This window comes from Leclercia adecarboxylata (assembly GCF_023639785.1).
GTDB classification, from domain to species: Bacteria; Pseudomonadota; Gammaproteobacteria; order Enterobacterales; family Enterobacteriaceae; genus Enterobacter; species Enterobacter adecarboxylatus_D.
In genome coordinates this window covers 4,552,749-4,577,056 of record NZ_CP098325.1, presented here as the reverse complement: position 1 = coordinate 4,577,056, position 24,308 = coordinate 4,552,749, and the positions used below count along the sequence as shown (strand labels likewise).

24 protein-coding genes are annotated in these 24,308 nt (G+C 56.8%); 9 read left to right on the top strand and 15 right to left on the bottom strand.

Annotation, left to right across the window (positions count from 1 at the left end; translation table 11 throughout):
- Positions 1–55 precede the first annotated feature (55 nt).
- The gene (gene yiiM / locus NB069_RS21645) at positions 56–730 is read left to right on the top strand and encodes a 6-hydroxyaminopurine reductase (protein WP_250586610.1); all 675 of its coding nucleotides are present in this window, start codon (positions 56–58) and stop codon (positions 728–730) included.
- A 52-nt stretch (positions 731–782) separates the two neighbouring features.
- Here the strand turns inward: yiiM and cpxA are convergent, their stop codons facing one another.
- Both cpxA and cpxR read right to left on the bottom strand, forming a co-directional pair.
- Positions 783–2,156, bottom strand: coding sequence for an envelope stress sensor histidine kinase CpxA (gene cpxA / locus NB069_RS21640; protein WP_250586609.1), 1,374 nt, complete (start codon positions 2,154–2,156; stop codon positions 783–785).
- On the bottom strand, positions 2,153–2,851 hold the full coding sequence (gene cpxR, locus NB069_RS21635) for an envelope stress response regulator transcription factor CpxR (protein WP_039032144.1): 699 nt from the start codon (positions 2,849–2,851) through the stop codon (positions 2,153–2,155). The genes cpxA and cpxR overlap by 4 nt, the downstream gene beginning before the upstream one ends.
- Positions 2,852–3,001: 150 nt before the next feature.
- Here cpxR and cpxP point away from each other — a divergent pair, with 150 nt between their 5' ends.
- The 6 genes from cpxP to NB069_RS21605 all read left to right on the top strand — a co-directional run bounded on the left by cpxP (position 3,002) and on the right by NB069_RS21605 (position 9,183).
- Positions 3,002–3,502, top strand: coding sequence for a cell-envelope stress modulator CpxP (gene cpxP, locus NB069_RS21630; RefSeq protein ID WP_138370896.1), 501 nt, complete (start codon positions 3,002–3,004; stop codon positions 3,500–3,502).
- 153 nt (positions 3,503–3,655) lie between these two features.
- The gene (gene fieF, locus NB069_RS21625; RefSeq protein WP_250586608.1) at positions 3,656–4,561 is read left to right on the top strand and encodes a CDF family cation-efflux transporter FieF; all 906 of its coding nucleotides are present in this window, start codon (positions 3,656–3,658) and stop codon (positions 4,559–4,561) included.
- Between the two features lie 174 nt (positions 4,562–4,735).
- Complete coding sequence (gene pfkA, locus NB069_RS21620; protein ID WP_250586607.1) at positions 4,736–5,698, top strand: 6-phosphofructokinase; 963 nt, start codon at positions 4,736–4,738, stop codon at positions 5,696–5,698.
- 264 nt (positions 5,699–5,962) lie between these two features.
- On the top strand, positions 5,963–6,952 hold the full coding sequence (locus NB069_RS21615) for a sulfate ABC transporter substrate-binding protein (RefSeq protein ID WP_250589557.1): 990 nt from the start codon (positions 5,963–5,965) through the stop codon (positions 6,950–6,952).
- 109 nt (positions 6,953–7,061) lie between these two features.
- Positions 7,062–7,805 carry a CDP-diacylglycerol diphosphatase gene (locus NB069_RS21610; protein WP_250586606.1) on the top strand — a complete coding sequence of 248 codons (744 nt, stop codon included), beginning with the start codon at positions 7,062–7,064 and terminating at the stop codon, positions 7,803–7,805.
- 73 nt (positions 7,806–7,878) lie between these two features.
- Positions 7,879–9,183, top strand: coding sequence for an SLC13 family permease (locus NB069_RS21605; RefSeq protein WP_250586605.1), 1,305 nt, complete (start codon positions 7,879–7,881; stop codon positions 9,181–9,183).
- Between the two features lie 36 nt (positions 9,184–9,219).
- Here the strand turns inward: NB069_RS21605 and tpiA are convergent, their stop codons facing one another.
- Entirely contained in the window at positions 9,220–9,987 is a 768-nt protein-coding gene (gene tpiA / locus NB069_RS21600) for a triose-phosphate isomerase (RefSeq protein WP_250586604.1), read from the bottom strand.
- Between the two features lie 110 nt (positions 9,988–10,097).
- Positions 10,098–10,694 (bottom strand): DUF1454 family protein, encoded by a 597-nt coding sequence (locus NB069_RS21595; protein ID WP_250586603.1) that lies wholly within the window; start codon positions 10,692–10,694, stop codon positions 10,098–10,100.
- A 113-nt stretch (positions 10,695–10,807) separates the two neighbouring features.
- Between NB069_RS21595 and NB069_RS21590 the strand changes: the two genes are divergently transcribed.
- On the top strand, positions 10,808–11,227 hold the full coding sequence (locus NB069_RS21590; protein WP_250586602.1) for a DUF805 domain-containing protein: 420 nt from the start codon (positions 10,808–10,810) through the stop codon (positions 11,225–11,227).
- Here NB069_RS21590 and fpr read toward each other — a convergent pair whose 3' ends face one another.
- The 4 genes from fpr to NB069_RS21570 form a co-directional block, all read right to left on the bottom strand.
- The gene (gene fpr, locus NB069_RS21585; RefSeq protein WP_250586601.1) at positions 11,228–11,974 is read right to left on the bottom strand and encodes a ferredoxin--NADP(+) reductase; all 747 of its coding nucleotides are present in this window, start codon (positions 11,972–11,974) and stop codon (positions 11,228–11,230) included. It abuts the gene before it with no gap.
- A 96-nt stretch (positions 11,975–12,070) separates the two neighbouring features.
- A complete protein-coding gene (gene glpX, locus NB069_RS21580) occupies positions 12,071–13,081 on the bottom strand; it encodes a class II fructose-bisphosphatase (RefSeq protein WP_250586600.1) in 1,011 nt (336 codons plus the stop codon).
- Between the two features lie 114 nt (positions 13,082–13,195).
- Complete coding sequence (glpK, locus tag NB069_RS21575) at positions 13,196–14,707, bottom strand: glycerol kinase GlpK (protein ID WP_250586599.1); 1,512 nt, start codon at positions 14,705–14,707, stop codon at positions 13,196–13,198.
- A gap of 21 nt (positions 14,708–14,728) precedes the next feature.
- Entirely contained in the window at positions 14,729–15,574 is an 846-nt protein-coding gene (locus NB069_RS21570; protein WP_250586598.1) for an MIP/aquaporin family protein, read from the bottom strand.
- A 401-nt stretch (positions 15,575–15,975) separates the two neighbouring features.
- Between NB069_RS21570 and zapB the strand changes: the two genes are divergently transcribed.
- Positions 15,976–16,215: a septal ring assembly protein ZapB gene (gene zapB / locus NB069_RS21565; protein ID WP_039032130.1), complete on the top strand. Its 240-nt coding sequence runs from the start codon at positions 15,976–15,978 to the stop codon at positions 16,213–16,215.
- 80 nt (positions 16,216–16,295) lie between these two features.
- Here zapB and rraA read toward each other — a convergent pair whose 3' ends face one another.
- The 7 genes from rraA to priA all read right to left on the bottom strand — a co-directional run bounded on the left by rraA (position 16,296) and on the right by priA (position 24,256).
- Complete coding sequence (gene rraA, locus NB069_RS21560) at positions 16,296–16,781, bottom strand: ribonuclease E activity regulator RraA (RefSeq protein ID WP_039032129.1); 486 nt, start codon at positions 16,779–16,781, stop codon at positions 16,296–16,298.
- A gap of 92 nt (positions 16,782–16,873) precedes the next feature.
- Positions 16,874–17,800 carry a 1,4-dihydroxy-2-naphthoate polyprenyltransferase gene (gene menA, locus NB069_RS21555; protein ID WP_250589556.1) on the bottom strand — a complete coding sequence of 309 codons (927 nt, stop codon included), beginning with the start codon at positions 17,798–17,800 and terminating at the stop codon, positions 16,874–16,876.
- A gap of 62 nt (positions 17,801–17,862) precedes the next feature.
- Positions 17,863–19,194 (bottom strand): HslU--HslV peptidase ATPase subunit, encoded by a 1,332-nt coding sequence (gene hslU / locus NB069_RS21550; protein ID WP_250586597.1) that lies wholly within the window; start codon positions 19,192–19,194, stop codon positions 17,863–17,865.
- A 9-nt stretch (positions 19,195–19,203) separates the two neighbouring features.
- Positions 19,204–19,734 carry an ATP-dependent protease subunit HslV gene (gene hslV, locus NB069_RS21545; protein ID WP_032615282.1) on the bottom strand — a complete coding sequence of 177 codons (531 nt, stop codon included), beginning with the start codon at positions 19,732–19,734 and terminating at the stop codon, positions 19,204–19,206.
- A gap of 92 nt (positions 19,735–19,826) precedes the next feature.
- A complete protein-coding gene (gene ftsN, locus NB069_RS21540) occupies positions 19,827–20,807 on the bottom strand; it encodes a cell division protein FtsN (protein ID WP_250586596.1) in 981 nt (326 codons plus the stop codon).
- Between the two features lie 93 nt (positions 20,808–20,900).
- The gene (cytR, locus tag NB069_RS21535) at positions 20,901–21,926 is read right to left on the bottom strand and encodes a DNA-binding transcriptional regulator CytR (RefSeq protein WP_250586595.1); all 1,026 of its coding nucleotides are present in this window, start codon (positions 21,924–21,926) and stop codon (positions 20,901–20,903) included.
- Between the two features lie 134 nt (positions 21,927–22,060).
- Positions 22,061–24,256, bottom strand: coding sequence for a primosomal protein N' (priA, locus tag NB069_RS21530; RefSeq protein ID WP_250586594.1), 2,196 nt, complete (start codon positions 24,254–24,256; stop codon positions 22,061–22,063).
- Between the last annotated feature and the right edge of the window lie 52 nt (positions 24,257–24,308).

The following is a 24,308-nucleotide window of genomic DNA, read 5'->3' as shown; positions in this document are numbered from 1 at the left end:
AAGCGAGTCTGATGACTCGCTTTTTTTATACCCACAATCTGCACAAGGAGCCGCGATGGACTATCCCGTTAATGTATTCACCGGAAAAATAAGGGACTACGAGGGTAGCCGCCCGAGCGCGATTGCCAAACTGCAGGTTGACGGGGAACTGACGTTAACCGAGCTGGGCCTGGCGGGGGATGAGCAGGCGGAAAAGAAAATCCACGGCGGGCCGGATCGGGCGCTGTGCCACTATCCGCGCGAACATTACCAGCACTGGGCCAGCGAATATCCGGCGCAGGCGGATCTGTTTGTCTCTCCGGCGTTTGGCGAAAACCTGTCAACCGAGGGGCTGACGGAGAAGAACGTCTTTATCGGCGACATTTTTCGCTGGGGCGAAGCCCTGATCCAGGTGACCCAGCCGCGCTCGCCGTGCTTCAAGCTCAACTTCCATTTCGGCATTAACGACATGGCCACGCAAATGCAGAACGCGGCGAAAACCGGCTGGCTCTATCGCGTGGTGCTGGCAGGGCAGGTATCCGCGGATGCGCCGCTGACGCTCGTCTCCCGCCTGAGCGACGTATCGGTGCATGACGCCTGCGCCATTGCCTGGCATATGCCGTTTGACGATGAACAGTATCAGCGTCTGCTGTCTGCTGCGGGCCTGTCGACCAGCTGGACAAGAACGATGCAGAAGCGGCGTTTAAGCGGCAAGATCGAGAATAATTCCCGAAGATTGTGGGGGAAATAGTTCCCGCAGAAAGTAGGCCGGGTAAGGCGAAGCTGCCACCCGGCACATACGGTTACGAACGCTTATACAACGGCAGCCAGAGGGTTAACCGTAATCCCCCCAGCGGGCTGTCGTCTGCTTTCACCCAGCCGCGATGCTGCTGCATGGCGGTCTCGACGATGGCCAGACCCAGCCCGGTGCCGCCAGATTCACGGTCGCGGGCTTCGTCGGTACGGTAGAACGGACGGAAAATCTGCTCCCTGTCTTCCGGGCTGACGCCAGGACCATCGTCATCCACGTTAATGGTAATGCCGTCCTTGTCCACCGAGAACGCCACCTCAATTTTGGTATGCGAATAGCGCAGGGCGTTACGGACGATATTCTCCAGCGCGCTTTCCAGCGTACTGGGGTTACCGTACAGCGGCCACGGGCCCGGCGGGAAGTTGACGGTGAAGGATTTCCCCATCTGCTCCGCTTCGAATGCCGCGTTGTCCAGCACCTCATGCCACAGATGGTTGGCTTTCACCGTTTCGCTGACCAGGGCATTTTTCTGCTGATTGCGCGACATCACCAGCAGGTCGTTGATCATGCTGTCCAGACGGTGCGCTTCCGTTTCGATACGCTCCAGCTCCTTGCTCTCGCCGCTGCGACGGCGCAGCAGGGCAGTACCCAGCTGCAGGCGCGTCAGCGGGGTGCGCAGTTCGTGGGAGATATCCGAGAGCAGGCGCTGCTGGGTGGTCATCATCCGCTCCAGCGCCGCGACCATCTGGTTGAAACTGGCACCCGCCGCCAGGAACTCCTGCGGCCCGGCTTCCAGCTCCGGATGCTGCCGCAGGTTCCCCTGCGCCACTTCATCCGCGGCGTTTTTCAGTTTGCGCGCCGGCTTCGCCAGACTCCAGGCAAGCCATAGCAACAGCGGTGAACTCACCAGCATGGTGACAATCAGCAGCAACAGCGGGCGGTCGAACAGCAGGTTGATAAAGTCGGACTGGGAGTTGCTCGCCGGGCGAATCAGGTAGAGCTGGTAATTATCCTCTCCGTCATTAACGGAGAATGGCCCCACCATCTCCACCCGACCGTATTTTTTCTTTTGCGGATGATCGGCGTTATCGGCCTGGCCAATGAAGTTACGGATGATCTGCATTTCATTGCGGTCCGCACCAATCACGCGGCCTTCGCTGGTGACCAGCAGCAGGCGTTGCCCGGGAGGCGCCCATTTTTCAATCGCGCGAAACAGCCTGCGCCACCACATCAAATCGTTGGGCGGATCGAGGGCTAGCTCTGCTTCTACGTGCTGCTCGATCATCACACCCTGACGTTGCTCGCTGTCGAGGAGCTCCGTCATCTGGCGTGAGTCGAGTTTGGGTAACATCAAAACCAGCATTAAAACCAGTGCCAGCGTCAGCCAGAAAATGGCGAAGATGCGGGCGGTTAAGCTGCCTATCATGAAGCGGAAACCATCAGATAACCGCGTCCACGCAGGGTTTTAAACCACGGGTGACCATCTTTGCGTTCCGGCAATTTACGGCGCAGGTTGGAAATGTGCATATCAATTGCGCGGTCGAACGGTGTCAGGCGTTTACCCAGCACTTCCTGGCTCAGATGTTCACGTGATACCACCTGGCCGAGATGCTGTGCCAGCAGATAGAGCAGGGTGAATTCGGTGCCGGTCAGCTCCAGCGCCTGGCCGTCAAAGCTGGCTTCCTGGCGGCCTGGGTTCAGGCTCAGGGAGTCGACTTCGAGCGTAGGTGAGCCGTTGTCGGTGTTCTGCTGCTGCTCGCTCCAGTGGGAACGGCGCAGGATCGCACGGATACGGGCCACCAGCTCGCGGTCGTTAAAGGGTTTAGGCAGATAGTCATCCGCGCCCAGCTCAAGGCCGAGTACGCGGTCAAGTTCGCTGCCGCGTGCGGTCAGCATAATGACGGGGGTCTGGTGTGTCTGGCGCAGCTCTTTAAGGGTGTCGATACCGTTTTTCTTCGGCATCATGACGTCGAGCAAAAGCAAGTCGATGCTATCGTCGAGTAGACTCAGGGCCTGTTCCCCATCATGGGCAACTGACACGTCAAAGCCTTCCATGTCGAGCAACTCCTTTAAAAGGGATGTCAGCTCTCGGTCATCATCAACTAACAGGATTTTATTCATTGTTTAAATACCTCCGAGGCAGAAATTACGTCATCAAGGCTCTCTAATCCATGACTTTACGTTGTTTTACACCCCCTGACGCATGTTTGCAGCCTGAATCGTAGACTGTCTCTCGTTGAATCGCGACACGAAAGATTTTGGGAGTAAGTGATGCGCATAGTTACCGCTGCCGTCATGGCCTCAACGCTGGCGTTTAGTGCATTTAGCCAGGCTGCTGGAGCTATCACCGGCGATAACCGTTCCTCAGCAGAGGGCATTGCGCAGCAAAGCGGCCAGGGCCATATGTTTGACGGCATAAGTTTAACCGAACATCAGCGTCAACAGATGCGAGATCTGATGCAGCGGGCCCGGCATGACCAGCCCCCTGTTAATGTTAGCGAAATGGAGACAATGCATCGCCTTGTCACCGCAGAAAATTTTGACGAAAACGCTGTACGCGCTCAGGCAGATAAGATGGCGCAGGAACAGGTTGCCCGCCAGGTCGAAATGGCCCGGGTCCGCAACCAGATGTTTCACCTGCTAACGCCAGAGCAGCAAGCGGTTTTGAACCAGAAACACCAGCAACGTATGGATCAGTTGCGCGAGGTTGCACGGATGCAGAAGAACGCCGAATCGACGCTTTTTAGTAGCAATACCCGTAGTAACCAGTAGACCCTGTTTTCCTTGCCATAGACACCATCCCTGTCTTCCCCCTCATGATGAGGGGGTTTTTTTTGCCCGTCATTAAAATGCGTTAACCGTTTATTCATCTTATTGACTCCCCTGCATCCGTTATACTAGCGGCATAGCATGACAGGAGTGTTTATGAATCAATCCTATGGACGGCTGGTCAGCCGGGCCGCAATCGCCGCGACGACGATGGCGTCGTGCCTGTTAGTGATTAAAATCTTCGCGTGGTGGTATACCGGTTCGGTGAGTATTCTGGCGGCGCTGGTCGACTCCCTCGTGGATATTGCCGCCTCGGTCACTAATCTCTGGGTGGTGCGCTACTCTTTGCAACCCGCGGATGAAGAACATACCTTTGGTCATGGCAAAGCGGAGTCGCTGGCGGCACTGGCGCAAAGTATGTTTATTTCCGGCTCGGCGCTGTTCCTTTTCCTGACCGGTATTCAGCACCTGTATACCCCATCGCCGATGAAAGATCCGGGCGTTGGCGTGGTGGTGACAATAATTGCACTTATAAGCACATTAGTTCTGGTAACGTTCCAGCGCTGGGTGGTACGCAAAACCCAAAGTCAGGCGGTACGGGCGGATATGCTTCATTATCAGTCTGATGTTATGATGAACGGCGCGATTCTTATTGCGCTCGGTCTGGCCTGGTATGGCTGGCACCGGGCCGATGCGTTGTTTGCGTTAGGGATTGGATTCTATATTTTATACAGTGCGTTGCGTATGGGATACGATGCGGTGCAATCGCTGCTCGATCGCGCACTGCCAGACGCAGAACGGCATGAAATCTTTGAAATTGTGACCTCCTGGCCAGGCGTCAGGGGCGCTCACGATCTTCGCACGCGGCAGTCAGGGCCGACCCGCTTTATTCAGATTCATTTAGAAATGGAAGATAACCTGCCGCTCGTTCAGGCACATCTGGTGGCTGAACAGGTTGAGCAGGCGATTTTGCAGCGTTTCCCGGGGTCAGACGTCATTATTCACCAGGATCCCTGCTCAGTCGTACCTAAGCCAGGTAATGGACATTTTGAGCTTTCGTAATTCGTTGTAAAAAAGTGAACCAGGGCAGCATTTTGTGGAAAAATAACCGCCATTTGGTCTGACCTGAATCAATTCAGCTGGAAGTGATTGATATACTATTTGCAGTATTCGTTGGTCGATAGACGTCTTCCGGCAACAGATTTCATTTTTGCATTCCTAAGTTCAGAGGTAGTCATGATTAAGAAAATCGGTGTGTTGACAAGCGGCGGTGATGCGCCCGGCATGAACGCAGCAATTCGTGGTGTGGTTCGTGCTGCGTTGACGGAAGGTCTGGAAGTTTTTGGTATCTATGACGGTTATCTGGGCCTGTATGAAGATCGCATGGTGCAGCTCGACCGCTACAGTGTTTCCGACATGATTAACCGTGGCGGCACCTTCCTGGGCTCCGCACGCTTCCCGGAATTCCGCGACGAGCGCATCCGTGAAGTGGCTATCGAGAACATGAAAAAACGTGGCCTGGACGCGCTGGTTGTTATCGGCGGCGACGGCTCTTACATGGGTGCAAAACGCCTGACTGAAATGGGCTTCCCGTGCATTGGCCTGCCAGGCACTATCGACAACGACATCAAAGGTACCGACTACACCATCGGTTACTTCACCGCGCTGGGCACCGTTGTTGAAGCGATTGACCGTCTGCGTGACACCTCCTCTTCTCACCAGCGTATCTCTATCGTTGAAGTGATGGGCCGCTACTGTGGCGACCTGACCCTGGCGGCAGCCATTGCGGGCGGCTGTGAGTTCGTGGTGGTTCCTGAAGTGGAATTCAGCCGTGAAGACCTGGTTGCCGAAATCAAAGCCGGTATCGCCAAAGGTAAAAAACACGCTATCGTTGCCATCACCGAGCACATCTGTGACGTGGACGAGCTGGCGAAGTACATCGAAACCGAAACCAAACGCGAAACCCGCGCGACCGTTCTCGGCCACATCCAGCGCGGCGGTTCCCCGGGCCCTTACGACCGTATCCTGGCCTCCCGTATGGGTGCCTACGCCATCGAACTGCTGCTGCAGGGCTTTGGCGGTCGTTGCGTCGGTATTCAGAACGAAAAACTGGTTCACCATGACATCATCGACGCTATCGAAAATATGAAGCGTCCGTTCAAAGGTGACTGGCTGGACTGCGCGAAAAAACTGTACTAATCAGCCTGTTGTTGCCGGGTGGCGCTGCGCTTACCCGGCCTACAAGGTAAACGAAAAACGGTCACCCAGGTGGCCGTTTTTAATGTTTGCACCCTCTCCCGGTGGGAGAGGGGCGGGGTGAGGGCAACAGCCCGCACAGCTTTTTAAGCCTGCCGCTTACTTTTTATTCCTCCTCGTTATAGCCAATCTTTTTTTATTCTTTAATCATTGGTTCGCTTTCTGGCACGCTGCATCCATCAAACACCATATTAAGCGAGTCGGATGATGAACAAATGGGGCGTGGGGTTAACTTTATTGCTGGCATCGACCAGCGTTCTGGCAAAGGATATCCAGTTACTGAACGTGTCTTACGATCCGACACGTGAACTGTATGAGCAGTACAACAAAGCGTTCGCCGCACACTGGAAACAGGAAACCGGCGATAACGTCGTGATCCGCCAGTCGCACGGTGGCTCTGGTAAGCAGGCGACCTCCGTGATTAACGGTATCGAAGCCGATGTCGTGACTTTGGCGCTGGCGTATGACGTGGACGCCATTGCACAACGCGGCCGTATCGATAAAAACTGGATCAAACGTCTGCCGGACAACTCTGCACCTTATACCTCCACCATCGTGTTCCTGGTACGCAAAGGTAACCCGAAACAGATCCATGACTGGAACGATCTGGTTAAGCCGGGCGTGTCTGTCATCACCCCGAACCCCAAAAGTTCAGGTGGTGCACGCTGGAACTATCTGGCTGCATGGGGTTACGCCCTGCACCAGAACAATGGCGATCAGGCCAAAGCGCAGGAGTTCGTAAAAGCGCTGTACAAGAACGTTGAAGTGCTGGATTCCGGTGCGCGCGGGGCAACCAACACCTTCGTTGAACGCGGCATTGGCGACGTGCTGATTGCGTGGGAAAACGAAGCGCTGCTGGCCACCAACGAGCTGGGCAAAGACAAGTTTGAAATCGTCACCCCGAGCGAATCCATTCTGGCTGAACCAACCGTCTCGGTTGTCGATAAAGTGGTGGCTAAGAAAGGCACCCAGGCCGTGGCTGAAGCGTACCTCAAGTACCTTTACACTCCGGAAGGCCAGGAGATCGCGGCGAAGAACTTCTACCGTCCACGTGATGAGGCGGTAGCGAAGAAATATGAGAACGCGTTCCCGAAACTGAAGCTGTTCACTATCGATCAGGTCTTCGGCGGCTGGACGAAAGCGCAGAAAGATCACTTCTCGAATGGCGGCACCTTCGATCAGATCAGTAAGCGTTAAGCGTTTTCAAGAACGACACGGTGACCCGGTGTGAGAAATCCGCCGGGTTTTTTATTTGGTCATCTTTATGCGTTACTCTTTCCCCTCAAACGGATACAGGGAACGCGTTGTGAAAAAAATAATCGTGCTGGTGCTGGTTGTCATCGCGCTCGCCGCGGGCGGCTGGCTATGGATGAAAACGGGTAACCCAAACGCGTTGCGGCATATCGTTCTTGACCAGTGTGTGCCAAATCAGATGCAGCACCGTAATCCGGCGCCCTGCGTGCAGGTTAAGACGGATGCGGGATATGTGGTGTTTAAAGACCGCAACGGGCCGCTGCAGTATCTGCTGATGCCAACGTACCGCATCAAGGGTACCGAAAGCCCTCTCCTGACCGAGGCCCATACGCCGAACTTCTTCTGGCTGGCGTGGCAGTCGCGCAGCTTTATGAGCATCAAGCGGGGGACCCGAGTGCCTGACAGCGCGGTTTCACTGACCATCAACTCCCCGACCGGGCGCACGCAAAACCATTTTCATATCCACATCTCCTGCCTGCGTCCGGACGTGCGCGAGAAGCTCAATGCGCATCAGGGGCAAATCAGCACCCAGTGGCTGCCGTTCCCCGGCGGGCTGGAAGGACACGAGTATCTGGCGCGGCGGGTAACGGAGGCAGAGCTGGTGAAGCGCAGTCCGTTTATGATGCTGGCAGAAGAGCTCCCGGAAGCGCGGGACCATATGGGGCGCTTTGCGCTGGCGATGGCGAAGCAGTCCGACGGGTCGTTTGTGTTGCTGGCGAACGAGCGCAATCTGCTGACGCTTAACCGCGCCTCTGCTGAGGAATTGCAGGATCATCAATGCCATATCCTGAATTGACCCCACCATAAATAGCGTTTACTCGCCCTGCCTGTCGCCGTAGACTTGCTGAAAAATTCTACAGGAGACAGGCATGTCGCTCTGGTTCACCCACCCGCTGTTTCTGCCCTCGCTGATTATCGGCGTCACTATCGTGCTCTGGGCCACCTCGCTGCTGCCGGAATTTATCACCGCGCTGCTGTTTTTTACCGCGGCGATGATCGCCAAAATTGCGCCGCCGGAGGTGATCTTCGGCGGCTTCGCGTCGTCGGCGTTCTGGCTGGTGTTCAGCGGATTTGTGCTCGGCGTGGCGATCCGTAAAACCGGGCTGGCGGACAGGGCGGCGCGGGCATTATCCTCCCGGCTGACTGACTCCTGGCCGCTGATGGTGGCAAGCGTGGTGCTGCTCACCTATGCGCTGGCGTTTGTCATGCCGTCTAACATGGGGCGTATTGCGCTGCTGATGCCCATAGTGGCGGCGATGGCGAAGCGGGCGGGCATAGCCGACGGTTCCCGGGCGTGGTTCGGCCTGGCCCTGGCGGTGGGGTTTGGCACCTTCCAGCTCTCGGCCACTATCCTGCCTGCCAACGTGCCTAATCTGGTGATGAGCGGGGCGGCGGAAGGTTCATACGGTATTCATCTCAACTATGTTCCCTACCTGCTGCTGCATACCCCGGTGCTGGGCATTCTTAAGGGCCTGATTCTCATCGGCCTGATCTGCTGGCTGTTCCCCGGCGCGCCCAAACCGGCGAAAGATGTGACGCCGCCGGAACCCATGGGCCGCGACGAAAAGCGCCTCGCCTGGTTGCTGGCGGTGGTACTGGTGATGTGGGTGACCGAAAGCTGGCACGGCATTGGCCCGGCGTGGACGGGGCTTGCGGCGTCGATTGTGGTCATGCTTCCGCGGGTGGGTTTTATCACCGGCGAAGAGTTCTCGGCCGGGGTGAATATGCGCACCTGTATCTACGTGGCGGGCATTCTGGGGCTGGCGATCACCGTGACGCAAACCGGTATTGGCAATGCCGTGGGTGAGGCGCTGATGCGCGTCATGCCGCTGGATGCCGACGCGCCGTTCACCAGTTTCCTGGCCCTGACCGGCATCACCACCGCGCTGAACTTCATCATGACCGCCAACGGCGTGCCGGCGCTGTATACCACGCTGGCGCAAAGCTTCTCGGACGCGACCGGTTTTCCGCTGCTGTCGGTGATCATGATTCAGGTGCTGGGGTATTCCACGCCGCTGCTGCCGTATCAGGCGTCGCCGATTGTGGTGGCGATGGGGCTGGGAAAGGTGCCTGCGCGGGCAGGGATGCTGCTCTGTCTGGCGCTGGCGGTGGCAACGTATCTGGTGCTGCTGCCGCTGGATTATCTGTGGTTTAGCGTGCTGGGGAAATTGTAATTTTCCTCTCCCCAGAGGGGAGAGGAAAGAAGGTTTTTACGCCTTTTTAGCGGCTTCTGCTGCTTTAACGATCACCGCGAAAGCGTCTGCTTTCAGGGATGCGCCGCCAACCAGCGCGCCGTCGATGTCCGGCTGGGTGAACAGCTCTGCGGCGTTCGCTGCGTTTACGGAACCGCCGTACTGGATGATCACTTGTTCAGCGACTTTCGCGTCTGCTTTCGCAATGTGGTCACGGATGAATTTGTGAACGGCCTGAGCCTGTGCTGGGGTTGCAGATTTGCCGGTACCGATCGCCCATACTGGCTCGTAAGCAATGACCGCGCCTTCGAACGCGCTCGCGCCTTGGGTGGTCAGCACTGCGTCGATCTGACGTGCGCACACTTCTTCAGTTTTGCCTGCTTCGTTTTCTGCTTCGGTTTCACCGATGCACAGAACCGGGATCAGACCCTGCTCTTTCAGTACAGCGAATTTCTTCGCGATGAACTCGTCGGACTCTTTGTGATAGGTGCGACGCTCAGAGTGGCCGATGATGATGTATTTCGCGCCGATATCTTTCAGCATTTCGGCAGAGGTTTCACCGGTGAACGCGCCAGACAGGTTAACGTCAACGTTCTGCGCACCCAGAACGATGTGGCTACCGTCAGCCGCTTTCTTAGCCATATCCAGGTACATGTCCGGCGGAGCGATAGCAACAGCACAGCCAGTCACGCCAGCCAGCTCTTTACGCAGGTTAGCTACCAGCTCGTTTACCATATGGCGGCTGCCGTTCAGTTTCCAGTTACCCATCACTAAAGGATGTCGCATTTCAATTCTCCACGCTCAAGAGCGAATTAAGGAATATGGCCACCCGACAGGGCAGCATGGTCTGTGAATCAGTATAGAGATTTTCCCTCGAAAGGCTTTGCTTTTTGTCATTAATTCGACCCGCCGAGTGTCTCAGATAACGCCAGCTTAATCGGTTCAACAGCGAAGGTCAGCCCCTTTTCGCCGTTATCTGCCACCACATAGCGAACCGCGCCTTCCGTTTCGGCGTAGTAGCGTTTGTTTTTACCGGCGCTAAGCAGCTTTTGCAGTCTTTGCTGGCTTTGGGATTTGGTCAGCGCAGGGGTGAAAGCACGCAGAATAGCGCTCATATACTCCAGCGCCTTGGCTTTGGCGGCCTTTTGTTCCGGCCCCTGAATCGGCAGCCAGGTGACCTGCATACTCTTGATTTTAAGGGTTCCACGCTCCAGCGCCGTGGAGGCGTACAGATTCTCATTAATTTTGCTGGCAGCCCGGGTCAGGTTCGGGGTATCGCGGGTGCCGTCGATAGAGCGAAACTCATTGAGCGGCAGGGTTGGATTATCCTGATTAAAGGCTTCACGGAACAGGCTGATGGATTGATCGAACGTCGGTGCGCCTGGCATCACGTAGGGTGCGGTAGCCGGTGCGGATGTCTCGGCAGCACGCAGAGAAAAGCCCGCACTTAACAGTGTTAAACCCAGCCAAATAAGGTGAAACCACATCTTCATCAATAAAGTCTCTGAATGTTACTGCCCACGATTAAAACGGGATCCGGCTGGCTTGTCAAAAGGATGCGACTCCAGGGTAAACTACGCTCCGCAATGATTTTAAGGAACCCGACATGACCATACAGCAGTGGTTGTTTTCATTCAAAGGGCGTATTGGACGCCGTGATTTCTGGATCTGGATTGGTGTATGGATTGTCGCCATGCTGGCTCTGTTTATTTTTGCCAATAACGCCTGGCTGAGCACCCAGAAGGCGGCCTTCGCGCTGGTGTCGCTGCTGTGGCCGACCGCAGCGGTACTGGTTAAACGACTGCACGATCGTGGACGTTCCGGGCTGTGGGCGCTGCTGGTGGTTCTGGCGTGGATGCTGCTGGCTGGCAACTGGTCGATGCTGCCATCCATGCTGCCGTGGGTGGTTGGCAGGCTGATCCCCACCATTATTTTTGTGATGATTATTGTCGACCTGGGCGCGTTCGTTGGCACCCAGGGCGAGAATAAATACGGTAAAGATACGATCGACGTAAAGTACCGCTGATTACCAGTAGTGTTCAGCGGTCATATGGCCCGGCCGACGGCGTAAATGTTTGGTCATTTGCCGGGTCTCTTTCAGCAGCTGTTGGGTGTCGCGCACCATTTGCGGGTTGCCACACAGCATCACATGGCTGGTGTCGGCGTCCATTTTCAAACCCACGGCGGCTTCCAGTTCGCCATTTTCAATCAGGGCCGGGACACGCCCGTTGAGGGACCCCGCTACCGTTTCGCGGCTCACTACCGTCTGGATTTTTACTTTCCCTTCATAGCGCTTCTGCAGCTCCTGCATCAGCGGCAGGTAGCTCAGGTCTGCGGCATAGCGTGCGGCATGCACGAGAACGATATTGTTAAAGCGGTCGAGGTCTTGCCCGTATTGCAGGATCGACAGGTAAGGGCCGATGGCAGTGCCGGTCGCCAGCATCCACAGCGTCTCGCAGTCCGGCACTTCATCCAGGACGAAGAAGCCAGCGGCTTCGCTGACAATCTGGATCTCATCGTCGGGTTTAAGCGCCGCCAGACGCGGGCTGAGTTTGCCATCGGGAACGGTGACAAGATAGAACTCAAGATCCGGGTTATCCGGCGCGTTAACATAGGAGTAGGCGCGCTGCACGCGCTCGCCGTCGATCTCCAGTCCCAGCTTGGCAAATTGCCCTGCCGTGAAGGGATGGATGGGCGCGTGAACGGTGAGGCTAAATAGCGCATCGGTCCAGAACTCTACCTTTTTGACTTTGCCTGTTACCCAGTCTGCCATGATGTTCTCCTGTGCTGATCTCGGGATCTATCTTCCTTTCATGAGGGGGAGATTTCCAGCCCGGACGGGCCGGAAAGCTCAATTGATCAAACGGTTTTACAGAATGTGGGTCTGCACGTCGGGATCTTTGCGGTCCAGATAGTGAATCGACTGGATGCGGCGGATGGTGCGTGATTTACCGCGGATCAGCAGCGTTTCGGTGGTCGCCATGTTGCCTTTGCGACTGATGCCGTCCAGCAGATCGCCTTTGGTGATCCCGGTGGCGGAGAAGATGACGTTATCGTTGCGGGCCATATCGTCCAGACGCAGAACGGTGTTGGCTGCAATCCCCATGGCCGCGCAGCGTGCCAGCTCCTGTTCACCGATACGGCGGTTCTCTTCGCTGTCGCCTTTTACGTCATGGCGAGCCAGCAGACGCCCGTGCATATCGCCGTCGAGGGCGCGGATCACCGCAGCAGAAACCACGCCTTCCGGTGCGCCGCCAATGCCGTACAGCACGTCGACTTCGCTGTCCGGCATGCAGGTGAGGATGGAGGCCGCCACGTCGCCGTCGGGGATGGCAAAGACGCGCACGCCAAGCTGCTGCATCTGGGCAATTACCGCATCGTGACGCGGTTTAGCCAGGATAGTGACCGTCAGTTCGCTCAGCGGTTTATTGAGCGCGGCAGCGATATTACGCAGGTTATCCGCCAGCGGCAGATTCAGGTCGATAATCCCTTTTGCCCCGGGGCCGACAATCAGCTTTTCCATATACATATCCGGCGCGTTAAGGAAGGTGCCTTTATCGCCCACGGCCAGCACCGCCAGCGCGTTAGCCTGGCCCATGGCGGTCATGCGGGTGCCTTCAATGGGGTCCACGGCGATATCCACCGCATCGCCTTTACCGGTTCCGACTTTTTCGCCGATATAGAGCATTGGCGCTTCGTCGATTTCACCTTCGCCAATTACGATGGTGCCGTCGATATTGACCTGGTTAAGCATGATGCGCATGGCATGGACGGCTGCGCCGTCAGCGGTATTTTTATCGCCACGGCCAAGCCATTTGTAGCCTGCCAGGGCAGCAGCTTCGGTTACGCGGGAAAACTCGATAGCAAGTTCACGTTTCATCAGATACTCGTGCAATCAAAAGGAATTGCACGAAGTTTATCACAGAGTGGAGAGGGTGCGGCCTGATGCCCTCACCCTGACCCTCTCCCACAGGGAGAGGGAATGTGAGGTGGATTACGACTCGTCGTGCTCTTCCCACGCCAGGGCGCGTTTCACCGCTTTCTTCCAGCCGCTGTAGCGGTAGTTGCGCTCGGTGGTTTCGATGCCCGGGCGGAATTCGCGCTCAATGACCGCTTTTTCCTGCAGTTCGTCGAGGTTCTGCCAGAAGCCCACCGCCAGACCGGCAAGATAAGCCGCACCCAGCGCCGTCACTTCACGCACTTCCGGGCGCTCCACGCGGGTACCCAGAATATCGGACTGGAACTGCATCAGGAAGTTGTTGGCGACCGCGCCGCCGTCCACGCGCAGGGCGTGCAGACGAATACCCGAGTCGGCCTGCATCGCTTCCAGCACGTCGCGGGTCTGATAGGCAATCGACTCCAGCGTAGCGCGAATGATGTGGTTGGAGTTCACCCCACGCGTCAGGCCGAAAATCGCCCCGCGAGCATACGGGTCCCAGTACGGCGCACCCAGCCCGGTAAAGGCCGGCACCACGTACACCCCGTTAGTATCTTTCACCTTGGTGGCGAAATACTCGGAGTCAAAGGCGTCGCTGATCAGCTTCATTTCGTCGCGCAGCCACTGGATGGAGGCCCCCGCCATAAATACCGCGCCTTCCAGGGCGTAGTTCACTTCGCCGCGCGGGCCACAGGCGATGGTGGTCAGCAGGCCATGCTCGGATTTCACCGCCTTCTCGCCGGTGTTCATCAGCATGAAGCAGCCGGTACCGTAGGTGTTTTTCGCCATTCCTTCCTTCACGCACAGCTGGCCAAACAGCGCCGCCTGCTGGTCACCGGCGATCCCGGCGATAGGAATACGCGTCCCGCCTTTACCGCCGATATTGGTCTGGCCGTAGATCTCCGAGGACTTACGTACCTGGGGCAGCATGGCGCGCGGGATGTCCAGCGCCTCCAGCATCTTGTCATCCCATTCCAGGGTGTTGATGTTGAACAGCATGGTACGCGAGGCGTTGGTGTAGTCGGTCACATGGACGCGTCCCTGGGTCATCTTCCAGATAAGCCAGGTATCCACGGTACCGAACAGCAGTTCGCCGCGTTTTGCCCGCTCGCGGGAGCCTTCAACGTGGTCGAGGATCCATTTTACCTTGGTGCCGGAGAAGTACGGGTCCACCACCAGGCCGGTGGCGCTACGCACGTACTCTTCCATGCCGTCGCGCTTAAGCTTCTCGCAAATATCTGCGGTGCGGCGGCACTGCCAGACGATGGCGTTGTAAATCGGCTTACCGGTTTCGCGCTCCCAGACAATGGCCGTTTCACGCTGGTTGGTGATGCCGATAGCGGCAATCTCGTCGGAACTGATATCGGCTTTTGCCAGCACTTCAACCAGCGTCGAGCTTTGTGACGCCCAGATCTCCATTGGGTCGTGCTCGACCCAGCCTGGCTTCGGATAAATTTGCTCGAATTCGCGCTGTGACACGCTGACGATGTTCGCGTCATGATCCATAACGACAGCGCGGGAGCTGGTCGTGCCCTGGTCGAGCGCAACGATATATTTTTTTTCGGTCATGGTTTTTGTCCCGTAGTCAGATTACAGCGAAGCTTTTTGTTGCGTGGCGGAAGTCGTTTCTTTCTCCTCTTCCACACAGGTGTCGCACGGTAAGTGGCGACCAATCAGTTTGCGATAGCCAAATGCGCCCAACGCCGCCCCAACAATCGGCCCGAACAGCGGCACGAGGAAGTAAGGAATATCTTTACCGCCGGTGAAGGCCACGTCGCCCCAGCCAGCAAAGAAGGCGAAAGTTTTCGGCCCTAAATCACGCGCCGGGTTCATCGCAAAACCGGTTAACGGGCCCATGGATGCACCAATAACGGCAATCAACAGGCCAATCAGCAGCGGCGCCAGCGGCCCGCGTGGAATGCCGTTGCCGTCATCACCCAGCGCCATGATGACGCCCATCAGAATAGCGGTAATGACCATTTCAACTGCGAACGCCTGCACAAAATTGATATGCGGGTTCGGATAGGTTGAGAAGATACCGGCCAGATCCAGACTCTCGACGCTGCCGCGCACCATCTGATGCGTCTGCTCGAAGTCGATAAACAGATTGTAATAGAGCCCGTAAACTAACGCCGCGGCACAAAAGGCACCGGCAAACTGCGCAACAATGAAGGGGATCACCTTGCGTTTGTCGAAGCAGGCAAACAGCCACAGCGCGATGGTGACCGCAGGGTTAAGATGCGCACCAGAAACACCCGCCGTCAGATAGATGGCCATCGCCACGCCCAGACCCCAAATGATGCTGATTTCCCACTGCCCGAAACTGGCACCCGCCACTTTCAGTGCAGCCACACATCCTACGCCAAAGAAAATCAACAACCCAGTACCCAGGAACTCTGCGATGCACTGGCCTTTTAAGGTTGATGTTTCACTCATAATCGGATCCTGAAAAGAATTAATGGTTATTGTTGGCGCGACGATTGTCGTAACCGCCACGATGTCCTGTAGACATAGTGTTAATTTATCGTTAACGAGCAAAAACGAGAAATATCGAAATTAAAATGTGTGTGCCGCGTCAACAAAATGAGCGATAACGCGCCATAAAGTGTGCACAAGTGTTTAAGGACGAAGGTGGCTTGAAGCATTCCGTTAACTAAAGCGTTAACAATTTAGGGGTATATGACGGGAACGCACCAGGAGGAGGCTGAAAAGTGTTGCAAACCGCAATCTGCGCGGTCTGCCGCTGGACAGGGAGGACGGGGCTCCATACAATCGACACCAGGTGTTGTGCGCGTTTACGTCAAGCGTCGCCTTGCAAATTCAGGAGAGGTAGGATTATGTCGTTAGAAGTGTTTGAGAAACTGGAATCCAAAGTACAGCAGGCGATTGATACCATCACCCTGCTGCAGATGGAAATCGAAGAGCTGAAAGAAAAAAACAACGCGCTGTCGCAGGAAATTCAGACTGCTCAGCATGGCCGCGAAGAGCTGGAGCGTGAAAACCACCACCTGCGCGAACAGCAGAACGGCTGGCAGGATCGCCTGCATGCCCTGCTGGGACGTATGGAAGAAGTCTGATTCCCGTTATCTTTTACGCTTAACGGCGTAAGAGAGAATGAGCAGGCCGGGTAAGGCGAAGCCGCCACCCGGCTTTTTTATTACTCGATATCCAGCGGATCTTCAGAGAGGATAATGCCGGTATTATCGGCATAGAGATGATCGCCGGAGAAGAACGTCACACCGCCGAAATTAACGCGCACGTCGCTTTCGCCAATGCCTTCGCCTGCTGCACCCACCGGAATGGCAGCAATCGCCTGAATGCCCAGATCGAGCTCTTCGAGGTCGTCTACCTGACGCACCGCGCCATAAACCACAATGCCTTCCCATTCGTTTTGCATGGCAAGACGGGCCAGTTCGGCATCAATTAACGCGCGACGCACGGAGCCCCCGCCGTCGATCAGCAGAATACGACCACGGCCGTTCTGTTCGAGCAGATCGTACAGCAACCCGTTATCCTCAAAACATTTCACCGTGATGATTTGTCCGCCAAATGACGACCGTCCACCGAAGTTGGAGAACAGCGGTTCTACGACGTTAACATCTTCCTGGTAGATGTCACAAAGCTCGGAGGTATCGTATTTCATAGGTTTAACGCTCTGTTGCTGCAAGTGATTTCAGTATATCGCGCGAAATGCATTGTTTGCAAAATCATCAATTGTTAATTGATATTTGTCAGCTAATTTAGCGTCTGGCTGAGAACAATCCCTATCACGAACAACAGGTTAGTTAACAGCGCGCCTTTTACCGTGCGTTCCAGCATTGGCGGCATAGCTGAGGCGCTTTGCTCGTGCATCACGTAGCGCGCCTGTTTGATCAGCAGCGGCGCGGCAAGGATGAACAACCAGCCCCACAGGCTGTGCAGCGACAGCAGATTAAACAGCGCCAGGCAGAACAGCGCCCCCATCAGCAGGCACGCGTGGTAGCGGCGCGCGTTCACCGGCCCTAAACGGACCGCCAGCGTGTTTTTACCATTCTGACGATCGCTGTCGATGTCGCGCAGGTTGTTGATATTGAGCACTGCCGTCGCCAGCAGGCCGCAGGCGGTGGCGGGCAGGAACAGGGCAGGGATCAGCGTGTGCGCCTGCAGATACCAGCTGCCCATCACGCTCAGCCAGCCGAAGAACACCAGGACGGAAATATCGCCCAGCCCAATGTATCCGTAAGGGCGGGTGCCGACGGTATAAGTGATCGCCGCGACAATCGCCAGCAGGCCGAGTACCAGGAAGCCAACCGCATCCGCCGGCGTTTTACAGGCCACCAGCACCAGCGCAATCCCGGAAAGACAGATCAGCGCGACGGTGATAATCAGCGCCCGTTTCATCTGCTCCTGGGTGATCACCCCTTTCTGCATTCCGCGCAGGGGCCCGATACGATCGGGTTTGTCGCTGCCCTTAACGGCATCGCCATAATCGTTGGCCAGGTTAGAGAGGATTTGCAGCAGCCCGGCGGTAACCAGCGCCAGAGCGGCCACCAGCGGGTCGAAATGCCCTTGCCACCACGCGAGAGCGGTGCCGACAATAATGGCGGCGAAAGCGAGAGGAAGCGTTTTAGGCCGCAGGCTTTCCAGCCAGGCACGTGTACGGCTGATTTCAGTCATAGTTATTTAGCCAATAAAAATGGGGCTTTTCAGCCCCATCATCAGTGATGAATATGCAATGACCGCGATTATAGGATAAAACGGCTCAGATCTTCATCTGCTACTAAAGCATCAAGGTGCTTACTCACATAGTCGGCATCAATCGTAATGCTTTGACCGTTAAGGTCGCTTGCATCATAAGAGATGTCTTCCATCAGGCGTTCCAGCACGGTATGCAGACGACGCGCACCGATGTTCTCGGTGGTTTCGTTAACCTGCCACGCGGCCTGAGCGATACGCTTGATACCGTCTTCGGTGAACTCAATGTTCACGCCTTCGGTTGCCATCAGCGCTTTGTACTGCACGGTGACGGAGGCGTTCGGCTCGGTCAGGATACGCTCGAAATCTTCCGTGGTCAGCGCCTGCAGCTCAACGCGGATCGGCAGACGACCCTGCAGCTCAGGAATGAGGTCAGACGGCTTGGCCACCTGGAACGCACCGGACGCAATAAACAGAATGTGGTCGGTTTTCACCATGCCGTGCTTGGTGGAAACGGTGCAGCCTTCAACCAGCGGCAGCAGGTCGCGCTGTACACCCTCACGGGAAACGTCCGGGCCGGAGGATTCGCCGCGCTTACAGATTTTATCGATCTCATCGATAAACACGATGCCGTGCTGCTCAACCGCGTCAATGGCGTCCTGCTTCAGCTCTTCCGGGTTTACCAGTTTCGCTGCTTCTTCTTCAATCAGCAGCTTCATGGCGTCTTTGATTTTCAGCTTACGCGGCTTCTGCTTCTGCCCGCCCAGGTTCTGGAACATGGACTGCAGCTGGCTGGTCATCTCTTCCATACCCGGCGGAGACATAATTTCCACGCCCATTGGCGCGGCTGCGAGCTCGATCTCAATCTCTTTGTCATCCAGCTGGCCTTCACGCAGTTTTTTGCGGAACGCCTGGCGGGCAGCAGACGGCTCGGCAGGTTGCTCTGCCTGGCCCCAGTTGTTTTTCGCTGGTGGGATCAGTACATCCAGAACGCGCTCTTCCGCCATCTCTTCGGCGCGATAGCGGTTTTTCTCGATGGACTGGACGCGAACCATTTTGATCGCGGAATCGGTCAGATCGCGGATGATAGAGTCCACTTCCTTCCCGACATAGCCCACTTCGGTAAACTTGGTCGCTTCAACTTTAATGAACGGCGCGTTGGCCAGTTTCGCCAGACGACGGGCGATCTCGGTTTTACCGACACCGGTCGGTCCGATCATCAGAATGTTTTTTGGCGTCACTTCATGGCGCAGCTCTTCGTCCAGCTGCATACGACGCCAGCGGTTACGCAGGGCAATCGCCACAGAACGCTTGGCGTTATCCTGGCCGATAATGTGTTTGTTCAGTTCGCTGACAATTTCGCGTGGGGTCATTTCAGACATGAGAAATCCTTACGCCTTAGACGGCAATTCTTCGATGGTGTGGAAGTGGTTGGTGTAGATGCAGATATCACCTGCAATATCCAACGCCTTCACAGCGATATCGCGCGCGCCCAGGTCGGAGTTCTCCAACAGTGCGCGGGCAGCGGCCTGGGCGTACGGGCCACCGGAACCGATAGCAATCAAATCATTTTCTGGCTGCACCACGTCACCGTTACCGGTGATGATCAGCGAGGCGTTTTCATCGGCTACCGCCAGCAGTGCTTCAAGCTTGCGCAGCATACGGTCGGTGCGCCAGTCTTTCGCCAGCTCAACGGCGGCTTTCACCAGATGGCCCTGATGCATTTCCAGTTTACGTTCAAACAGCTCGAACAGCGTGAAGGCGTCAGCGGTACCGCCCGCAAAACCGGCGATCACTTTGTCGTTATACAGACGACGCACTTTTTTCACGTTGCCTTTCATGACGGTATTACCCAGCGTGGCCTGGCCATCACCGGCAATCACCACCTGGCCGTTACGGCGTACACTTACTATTGTTGTCACGAGCAGACCCCCTGGTTACAAATTCGGAATAGAAGCCCCGAGCCAGTGCTCAGGGCTGAATAGAATGATAGATGGGGGGGATTTTGGGGGTTTCAACCCCCGGAAGCGAGTCGAATGCAGTTTGCGTGGCCAGCCATCTTCAGACGAGAGATGGTGCCATCGGCGTTATCTTTGCCTTTGACCGGGCCGATCACCACGCGATTCCAGCCGTTATTGGTGGTGATGCGTGAATCAAAGCCCTCAAACGCCAGCTGGGCACGCACGGTTTCCGCCTGCTCTGCGCCTTTAAAGGAGCCGCACTGTACCATCCAGCGACGTTCGTCTTTCTTCTCTGCCGTCTGTTTCGGCGCCTCGGTCTCTTTGGTGACCGGGGCGGCCTTCGGCTGCTGCGCGGTAGTGTGGGCAGGCGTTTGCATCAGATCCTGATACGGCTGTGTGTTGGTATTTTGCTTCGCAGGCTGCGTCTTCGGCTGTTGCGCCGGTTGCGTTTGCGCGGTACGCGGCTGCTGGTAAGGCTGCTCTGTCACCCGCGGCTGTGCTTTCGGCTGCTGTACCGTCTGGGTTTGCGCCCACTGTTGCTGCTGAACCTGTTGCTGCGCCTGGCGCTGGCGCTGCAGCGTTTGCTGGCGCTGCGCCGCCGTTTGCTCATTCCACGGCACTTCGTTGAGCTGCGTAGGCTGCTGGCGCATATCCGCCTGCATCTGGGCCAGCAACTGGCGCTGTTCGTTGGTCAGCTGATTAGGATCCATCACCTCGCCACCGGCAGAGGGCTCGGTAGGTGCACGCACGCCCGGCTGGCGGCTTTCAAGCTCTTTAATATAGCGCCAACGCTCTTCCGGTTTCGGAGGCAAGCCGTTGCCGACAACTTTGTTGCCCTGTAGCGCTTCTGCTTCTTCTTTTTTATGGTGCGTAATGAACCAGAGGCCGCCGATGAATGCCACCACTACTGCCGCCGCAATCGCGACCATGGCAGGCGAGACCGCAGGCAGGCTGCGTTGCGGTTTCCGTGAGCTACTCTTTTTGCGTCGCGAAGGTGCCGGCTGGCCGCGACGTACATAATCTCGTTGTGCCACTATCGTTTCGCTGTATTTTTTCGTTTGTCAGCCCGTCATGTTACTTAAGCGACGGGCCTTTGACCAGATGAGGACGTCTGAAAGGCGTTTACTTTAAGTCAGTGCCTGGGTTGAACCCCGAACAATCAATTCACAGTCCAGTAAACGGGAGCCGCTGCTGACCGTTTGTCCGTTCAGCTGATCCAGTAACAGCAGCATCGCTTCACGGCCAATATCATAGCGGGGTTGCGCCACCGTTGAGAGCGGCGGATCGCAAAATTCAGACAGAGAGATGTTATCGAAGCCAATAATTGAGAGATCTTTCGGCACGTTCAGGCCGCGCCGTTTGGCATAAGAGAGCGCACCCAGCGCCATGACGTCGCTGTGGCAGAATACCGCCGTAGGCGGTTGCGGCAGCGACAGCAGTTTTTCCAGCGCCAGGCCGCCAGCAGCAAAAGTAAAGTCACCCCGGGCAATATAGTGGGGATCCACTGTCGCCCCGGTGCGGCGCAGCGCCTGAACATAGCCCTGCAGACGATAGTGGCACAAAGGCATCTCTTCCGGCCCGGCGATACAGCCGATACGTTTATGACCCAGCTCCTGCAGATAATTCACGGCATTGAATGCGGCAGTGAGATTATCAATATGGACGGTAGGCAGCTCCAGTTCAGGAGCGAACTCGTTGGCCATCACCATTGGCGGCAGATTGCGCTGCTCTTCAATGCTGGCATCGAAAGGCAGACGGGAACCGAGCAGCAGCATGCCGTCGATCTGCTTGGTGATAATCAGGTCGATGAAGGTCTTTTCCTGCTGGTTCTGGTGCGCGCAGTCGCCAATCAGCACCAGATAGCCCTGGGCTGCAGCGGTCACTTCGATGCCGCGGATGATTTCGCTAAAAAAGGGATCGCAGATGTCAGGCACGATGACCAGTATGGTGCGGGATTCGTTTCGTTTGACGTTTCGGCCCATGGCCTGGGGCAGATAACCTACCTCCAGCGCAGCCTGCTCAACGCGATTTCGCGTGCTTTGCGAGACTTTGTCGGGATTCATTAGGGCTCGGGATACCGTTGCCGTTGAGACTTTTGCTTTCAGGGCAACATCTTTCATGGTCGCCGAGGCAACCTCTTTCCTGGACTTCAACCTCTTCTCCTCGCAGGCGAATCACCGCTCTTCTGACTGAGTCAGTTTTATCAGATTGCGAATGGAAGCGGTTACAGAATTTTCATAAAAAGTGTGAGTCATGTTGAATTTTTCGATCCGCCTCCCACCCTTTTTCAGCTTTCGATAGGATCGACGTCCAGCACCCACTTCACTTTACGCGCTTCCGGCAGGGTATTGATTAACGCCAGCGTGCCGCTAACGATATGTTGCAGACGCACCCGGGAAGGGTGTTGCAGCAGAATTTGCCAACGATAGCGTCCGCCGCGTTTGGGGGCTAATGCCGGAACCGGACCTAAAATCCACAGCTGATTATCCACCAGCGGGCTGGCCTGCAGCAGATTGCGCAGCTGCTGGAGGAACAGCGGTGCCTGCTGGTTGTTGTGATCCTCTGCGCGGATAATCACATGGCTGGTCCACGGCGGAAGTTGCAGGGTCTGGCGCTCCGCCAGCGCCTGCTCGGCAAAGGCATCGTAGCCTTTATGCAGCAGGGTTTGCAGCAGCGGATGCTCGGGATGGTGGGTCTGCAGCACCACTTCGCCCTGTTTACCGGCACGCCCGGCACGGCCTGCCACCTGGGTATAGAGCTGGGCAAAGCGCTCTGCAGAACGGAAATCCGCGGAGAACAGCGCCCCGTCAACGTCCAGCAGTGCCACCAGGGTGACGTCCGGGAAGTGGTGCCCTTTCGCCAGCATCTGGGTACCAATCAGGATGCGCGCCCCGCCGCGATGCACCTCCGCCAGCTGCTGCTCAAGCGCCCCTTTGCGGCTGGTGGTATCGCGGTCGATACGCGAGATGGCCACGCCGGGGAAGAAGGGGGTAAGCGCCTGCTCCAGCTGCTCTGTGCCCAGCCCGACGGGCACCATATGGGTGGAGCCGCAGGAGGGACACTGGCGCGGCACCGGCCGCTGGCTGTCGCAGTGGTGACAGCGCAAATGGTGCTGAGCCTGATGCAGGGTGTAGTAGTGATCGCAGCGCGGGCACTCGGCTATCCAGCCGCAGTCGTGGCACAGCAGCGCCGGGGCAAAGCCGCGACGGTTGAGAAACAGGATCACCTGGTTGTTGGCCTGCAGATGCTGGCGCATGCGGGTAATCAACGCCGGGGCTAATCCCGCCTGCACCTGCTGACCTTTCAGATCCAGCACGTGCTGAATGGCTGGCCGGGCATTGCCCGCCCGTCGCGTCAGGCGTAATAAATGGTATTTTCGCTGGCGCACATTGTGCAGCGTCTCCAGCGCAGGGGTGGCTGAGCCAAGAATAATCGGGATCTGCTCGCTGTGGGCGCGGTACACCGCCAGGTCGCGGGCGTGATAGCGCCAGCCTTCCTGTTGCTTATAGGAGCTGTCGTGCTCTTCGTCGATGACGATCACGCCGAGATTGTTAAACGGCGTGAACAGGGATGAGCGGGTGCCAATCACGATCGCCGCTTCGCCATTTTTGGCTTTCAGCCAGGCGCTGAGGCGTTCGCTGTCGTTTAAGCCGGAGTGCAGCACCTCAACCGGGGCGTTAAACCGCTCGCGAAAACGGGCGATGGTCTGCGGCGTCAGGCCGATTTCCGGCACCATCACCAGCGCCTGTTTTCCCTGAGCCAGCACGTTTTCCAGCACGCTCAGGTAGACTTCGGTCTTACCGGAACCGGTGACCCCCGCCAGCAGCCAGGCCGAGAAGCGATCGGACGCGCTATGGATCGCGCCAACGGCGGTTGCCTGTTCGGTATTCAGGCGCAGGCGGTCGCCCGCCACGCTAAAGCCGTCGCGCCAGTCGATAAGCGCCGGGGCTTCGCAGGCCAGCTCGCTCAGCCCTTTTTTGCGTAAGCTCTGCAGCGCGGCGTCGTTAAAATCGAGGCTCTCAACCTGATGCCGCCAGATGCGGCCCTGGCGTAACGCCGCCAGCGCCTGCTGCTGTTTCGGGGAGCGTTTCAGGCTGTTAATGTCCACCGCCTGGCCCTGCTCGGTGGCAAACCAGTACCACATCGGCGCGTGGCTGGCGCTTTTGCCCTGACGCAGCAGAATGGGCAGGGCGTGAAACAGCACATCGCCAATGGGGTGATGATAATAGTCGGCTGCCCACAGCAGCAGTCGCCAGACGCTGGAGGAAAAGACAGGCTCGCTGTCCAGCACCTCAACTACGCTTTTCAGTTCACTGAGAGGCAGTTCGCTTTGCTGGCTGACGGAAACCACAATGCCCACCCGCTGCTGTTTGCCAAACGGCACATTCACGCGACAGCCCGCTACGGCCTGCATACCGTCTGGCAGCAGGTAGTCGAAGGTGCGGGGAAGCGGAACGGGCAGGGCAACGTGAGCAACGGGCATCGAATCTTCCTGACTTGAAAAGTGGCGCGTTAGTATACACATTAGTGAAAGG

Excerpts from the sequence above, each read along its gene's own strand:
- rraA (WP_039032129.1), bottom strand. The coding sequence starts at position 16,781 with ATGAAATACGATACCTCCGAGCTTTGTGACATCTACCAGGAAGATGTT.
- NB069_RS21605 (WP_250586605.1), top strand. The coding sequence starts at position 7,879 with ATGTCGCTCTGGTTCACCCACCCGCTGTTTCTGCCCTCGCTGATTATC.
- pfkA (WP_250586607.1), top strand. The coding sequence starts at position 4,736 with ATGATTAAGAAAATCGGTGTGTTGACAAGCGGCGGTGATGCGCCCGGC.
- glpK (WP_250586599.1), bottom strand. The coding sequence starts at position 14,707 with ATGACCGAAAAAAAATATATCGTTGCGCTCGACCAGGGCACGACCAGC.
- fieF (WP_250586608.1), top strand. The coding sequence starts at position 3,656 with ATGAATCAATCCTATGGACGGCTGGTCAGCCGGGCCGCAATCGCCGCG.
- cpxR (WP_039032144.1), bottom strand. The coding sequence starts at position 2,851 with ATGAATAAAATCCTGTTAGTTGATGATGACCGAGAGCTGACATCCCTT.
- tpiA (WP_250586604.1), bottom strand. The coding sequence starts at position 9,987 with ATGCGACATCCTTTAGTGATGGGTAACTGGAAACTGAACGGCAGCCGC.
- NB069_RS21570 (WP_250586598.1), bottom strand. The coding sequence starts at position 15,574 with ATGAGTGAAACATCAACCTTAAAAGGCCAGTGCATCGCAGAGTTCCTG.
- zapB (WP_039032130.1), top strand. The coding sequence starts at position 15,976 with ATGTCGTTAGAAGTGTTTGAGAAACTGGAATCCAAAGTACAGCAGGCG.
- cpxA (WP_250586609.1), bottom strand. The coding sequence starts at position 2,156 with ATGATAGGCAGCTTAACCGCCCGCATCTTCGCCATTTTCTGGCTGACG.
- priA (WP_250586594.1), bottom strand. The coding sequence starts at position 24,256 with ATGCCCGTTGCTCACGTTGCCCTGCCCGTTCCGCTTCCCCGCACCTTC.
- glpX (WP_250586600.1), bottom strand. The coding sequence starts at position 13,081 with ATGAAACGTGAACTTGCTATCGAGTTTTCCCGCGTAACCGAAGCTGCT.
- yiiM (WP_250586610.1), top strand. The coding sequence starts at position 56 with ATGGACTATCCCGTTAATGTATTCACCGGAAAAATAAGGGACTACGAG.
- cpxP (WP_138370896.1), top strand. The coding sequence starts at position 3,002 with ATGCGCATAGTTACCGCTGCCGTCATGGCCTCAACGCTGGCGTTTAGT.
- hslU (WP_250586597.1), bottom strand. The coding sequence starts at position 19,194 with ATGTCTGAAATGACCCCACGCGAAATTGTCAGCGAACTGAACAAACAC.
- NB069_RS21615 (WP_250589557.1), top strand. The coding sequence starts at position 5,963 with ATGAACAAATGGGGCGTGGGGTTAACTTTATTGCTGGCATCGACCAGC.
- NB069_RS21595 (WP_250586603.1), bottom strand. The coding sequence starts at position 10,694 with ATGAAGATGTGGTTTCACCTTATTTGGCTGGGTTTAACACTGTTAAGT.
- fpr (WP_250586601.1), bottom strand. The coding sequence starts at position 11,974 with ATGGCAGACTGGGTAACAGGCAAAGTCAAAAAGGTAGAGTTCTGGACC.
- NB069_RS21590 (WP_250586602.1), top strand. The coding sequence starts at position 10,808 with ATGACCATACAGCAGTGGTTGTTTTCATTCAAAGGGCGTATTGGACGC.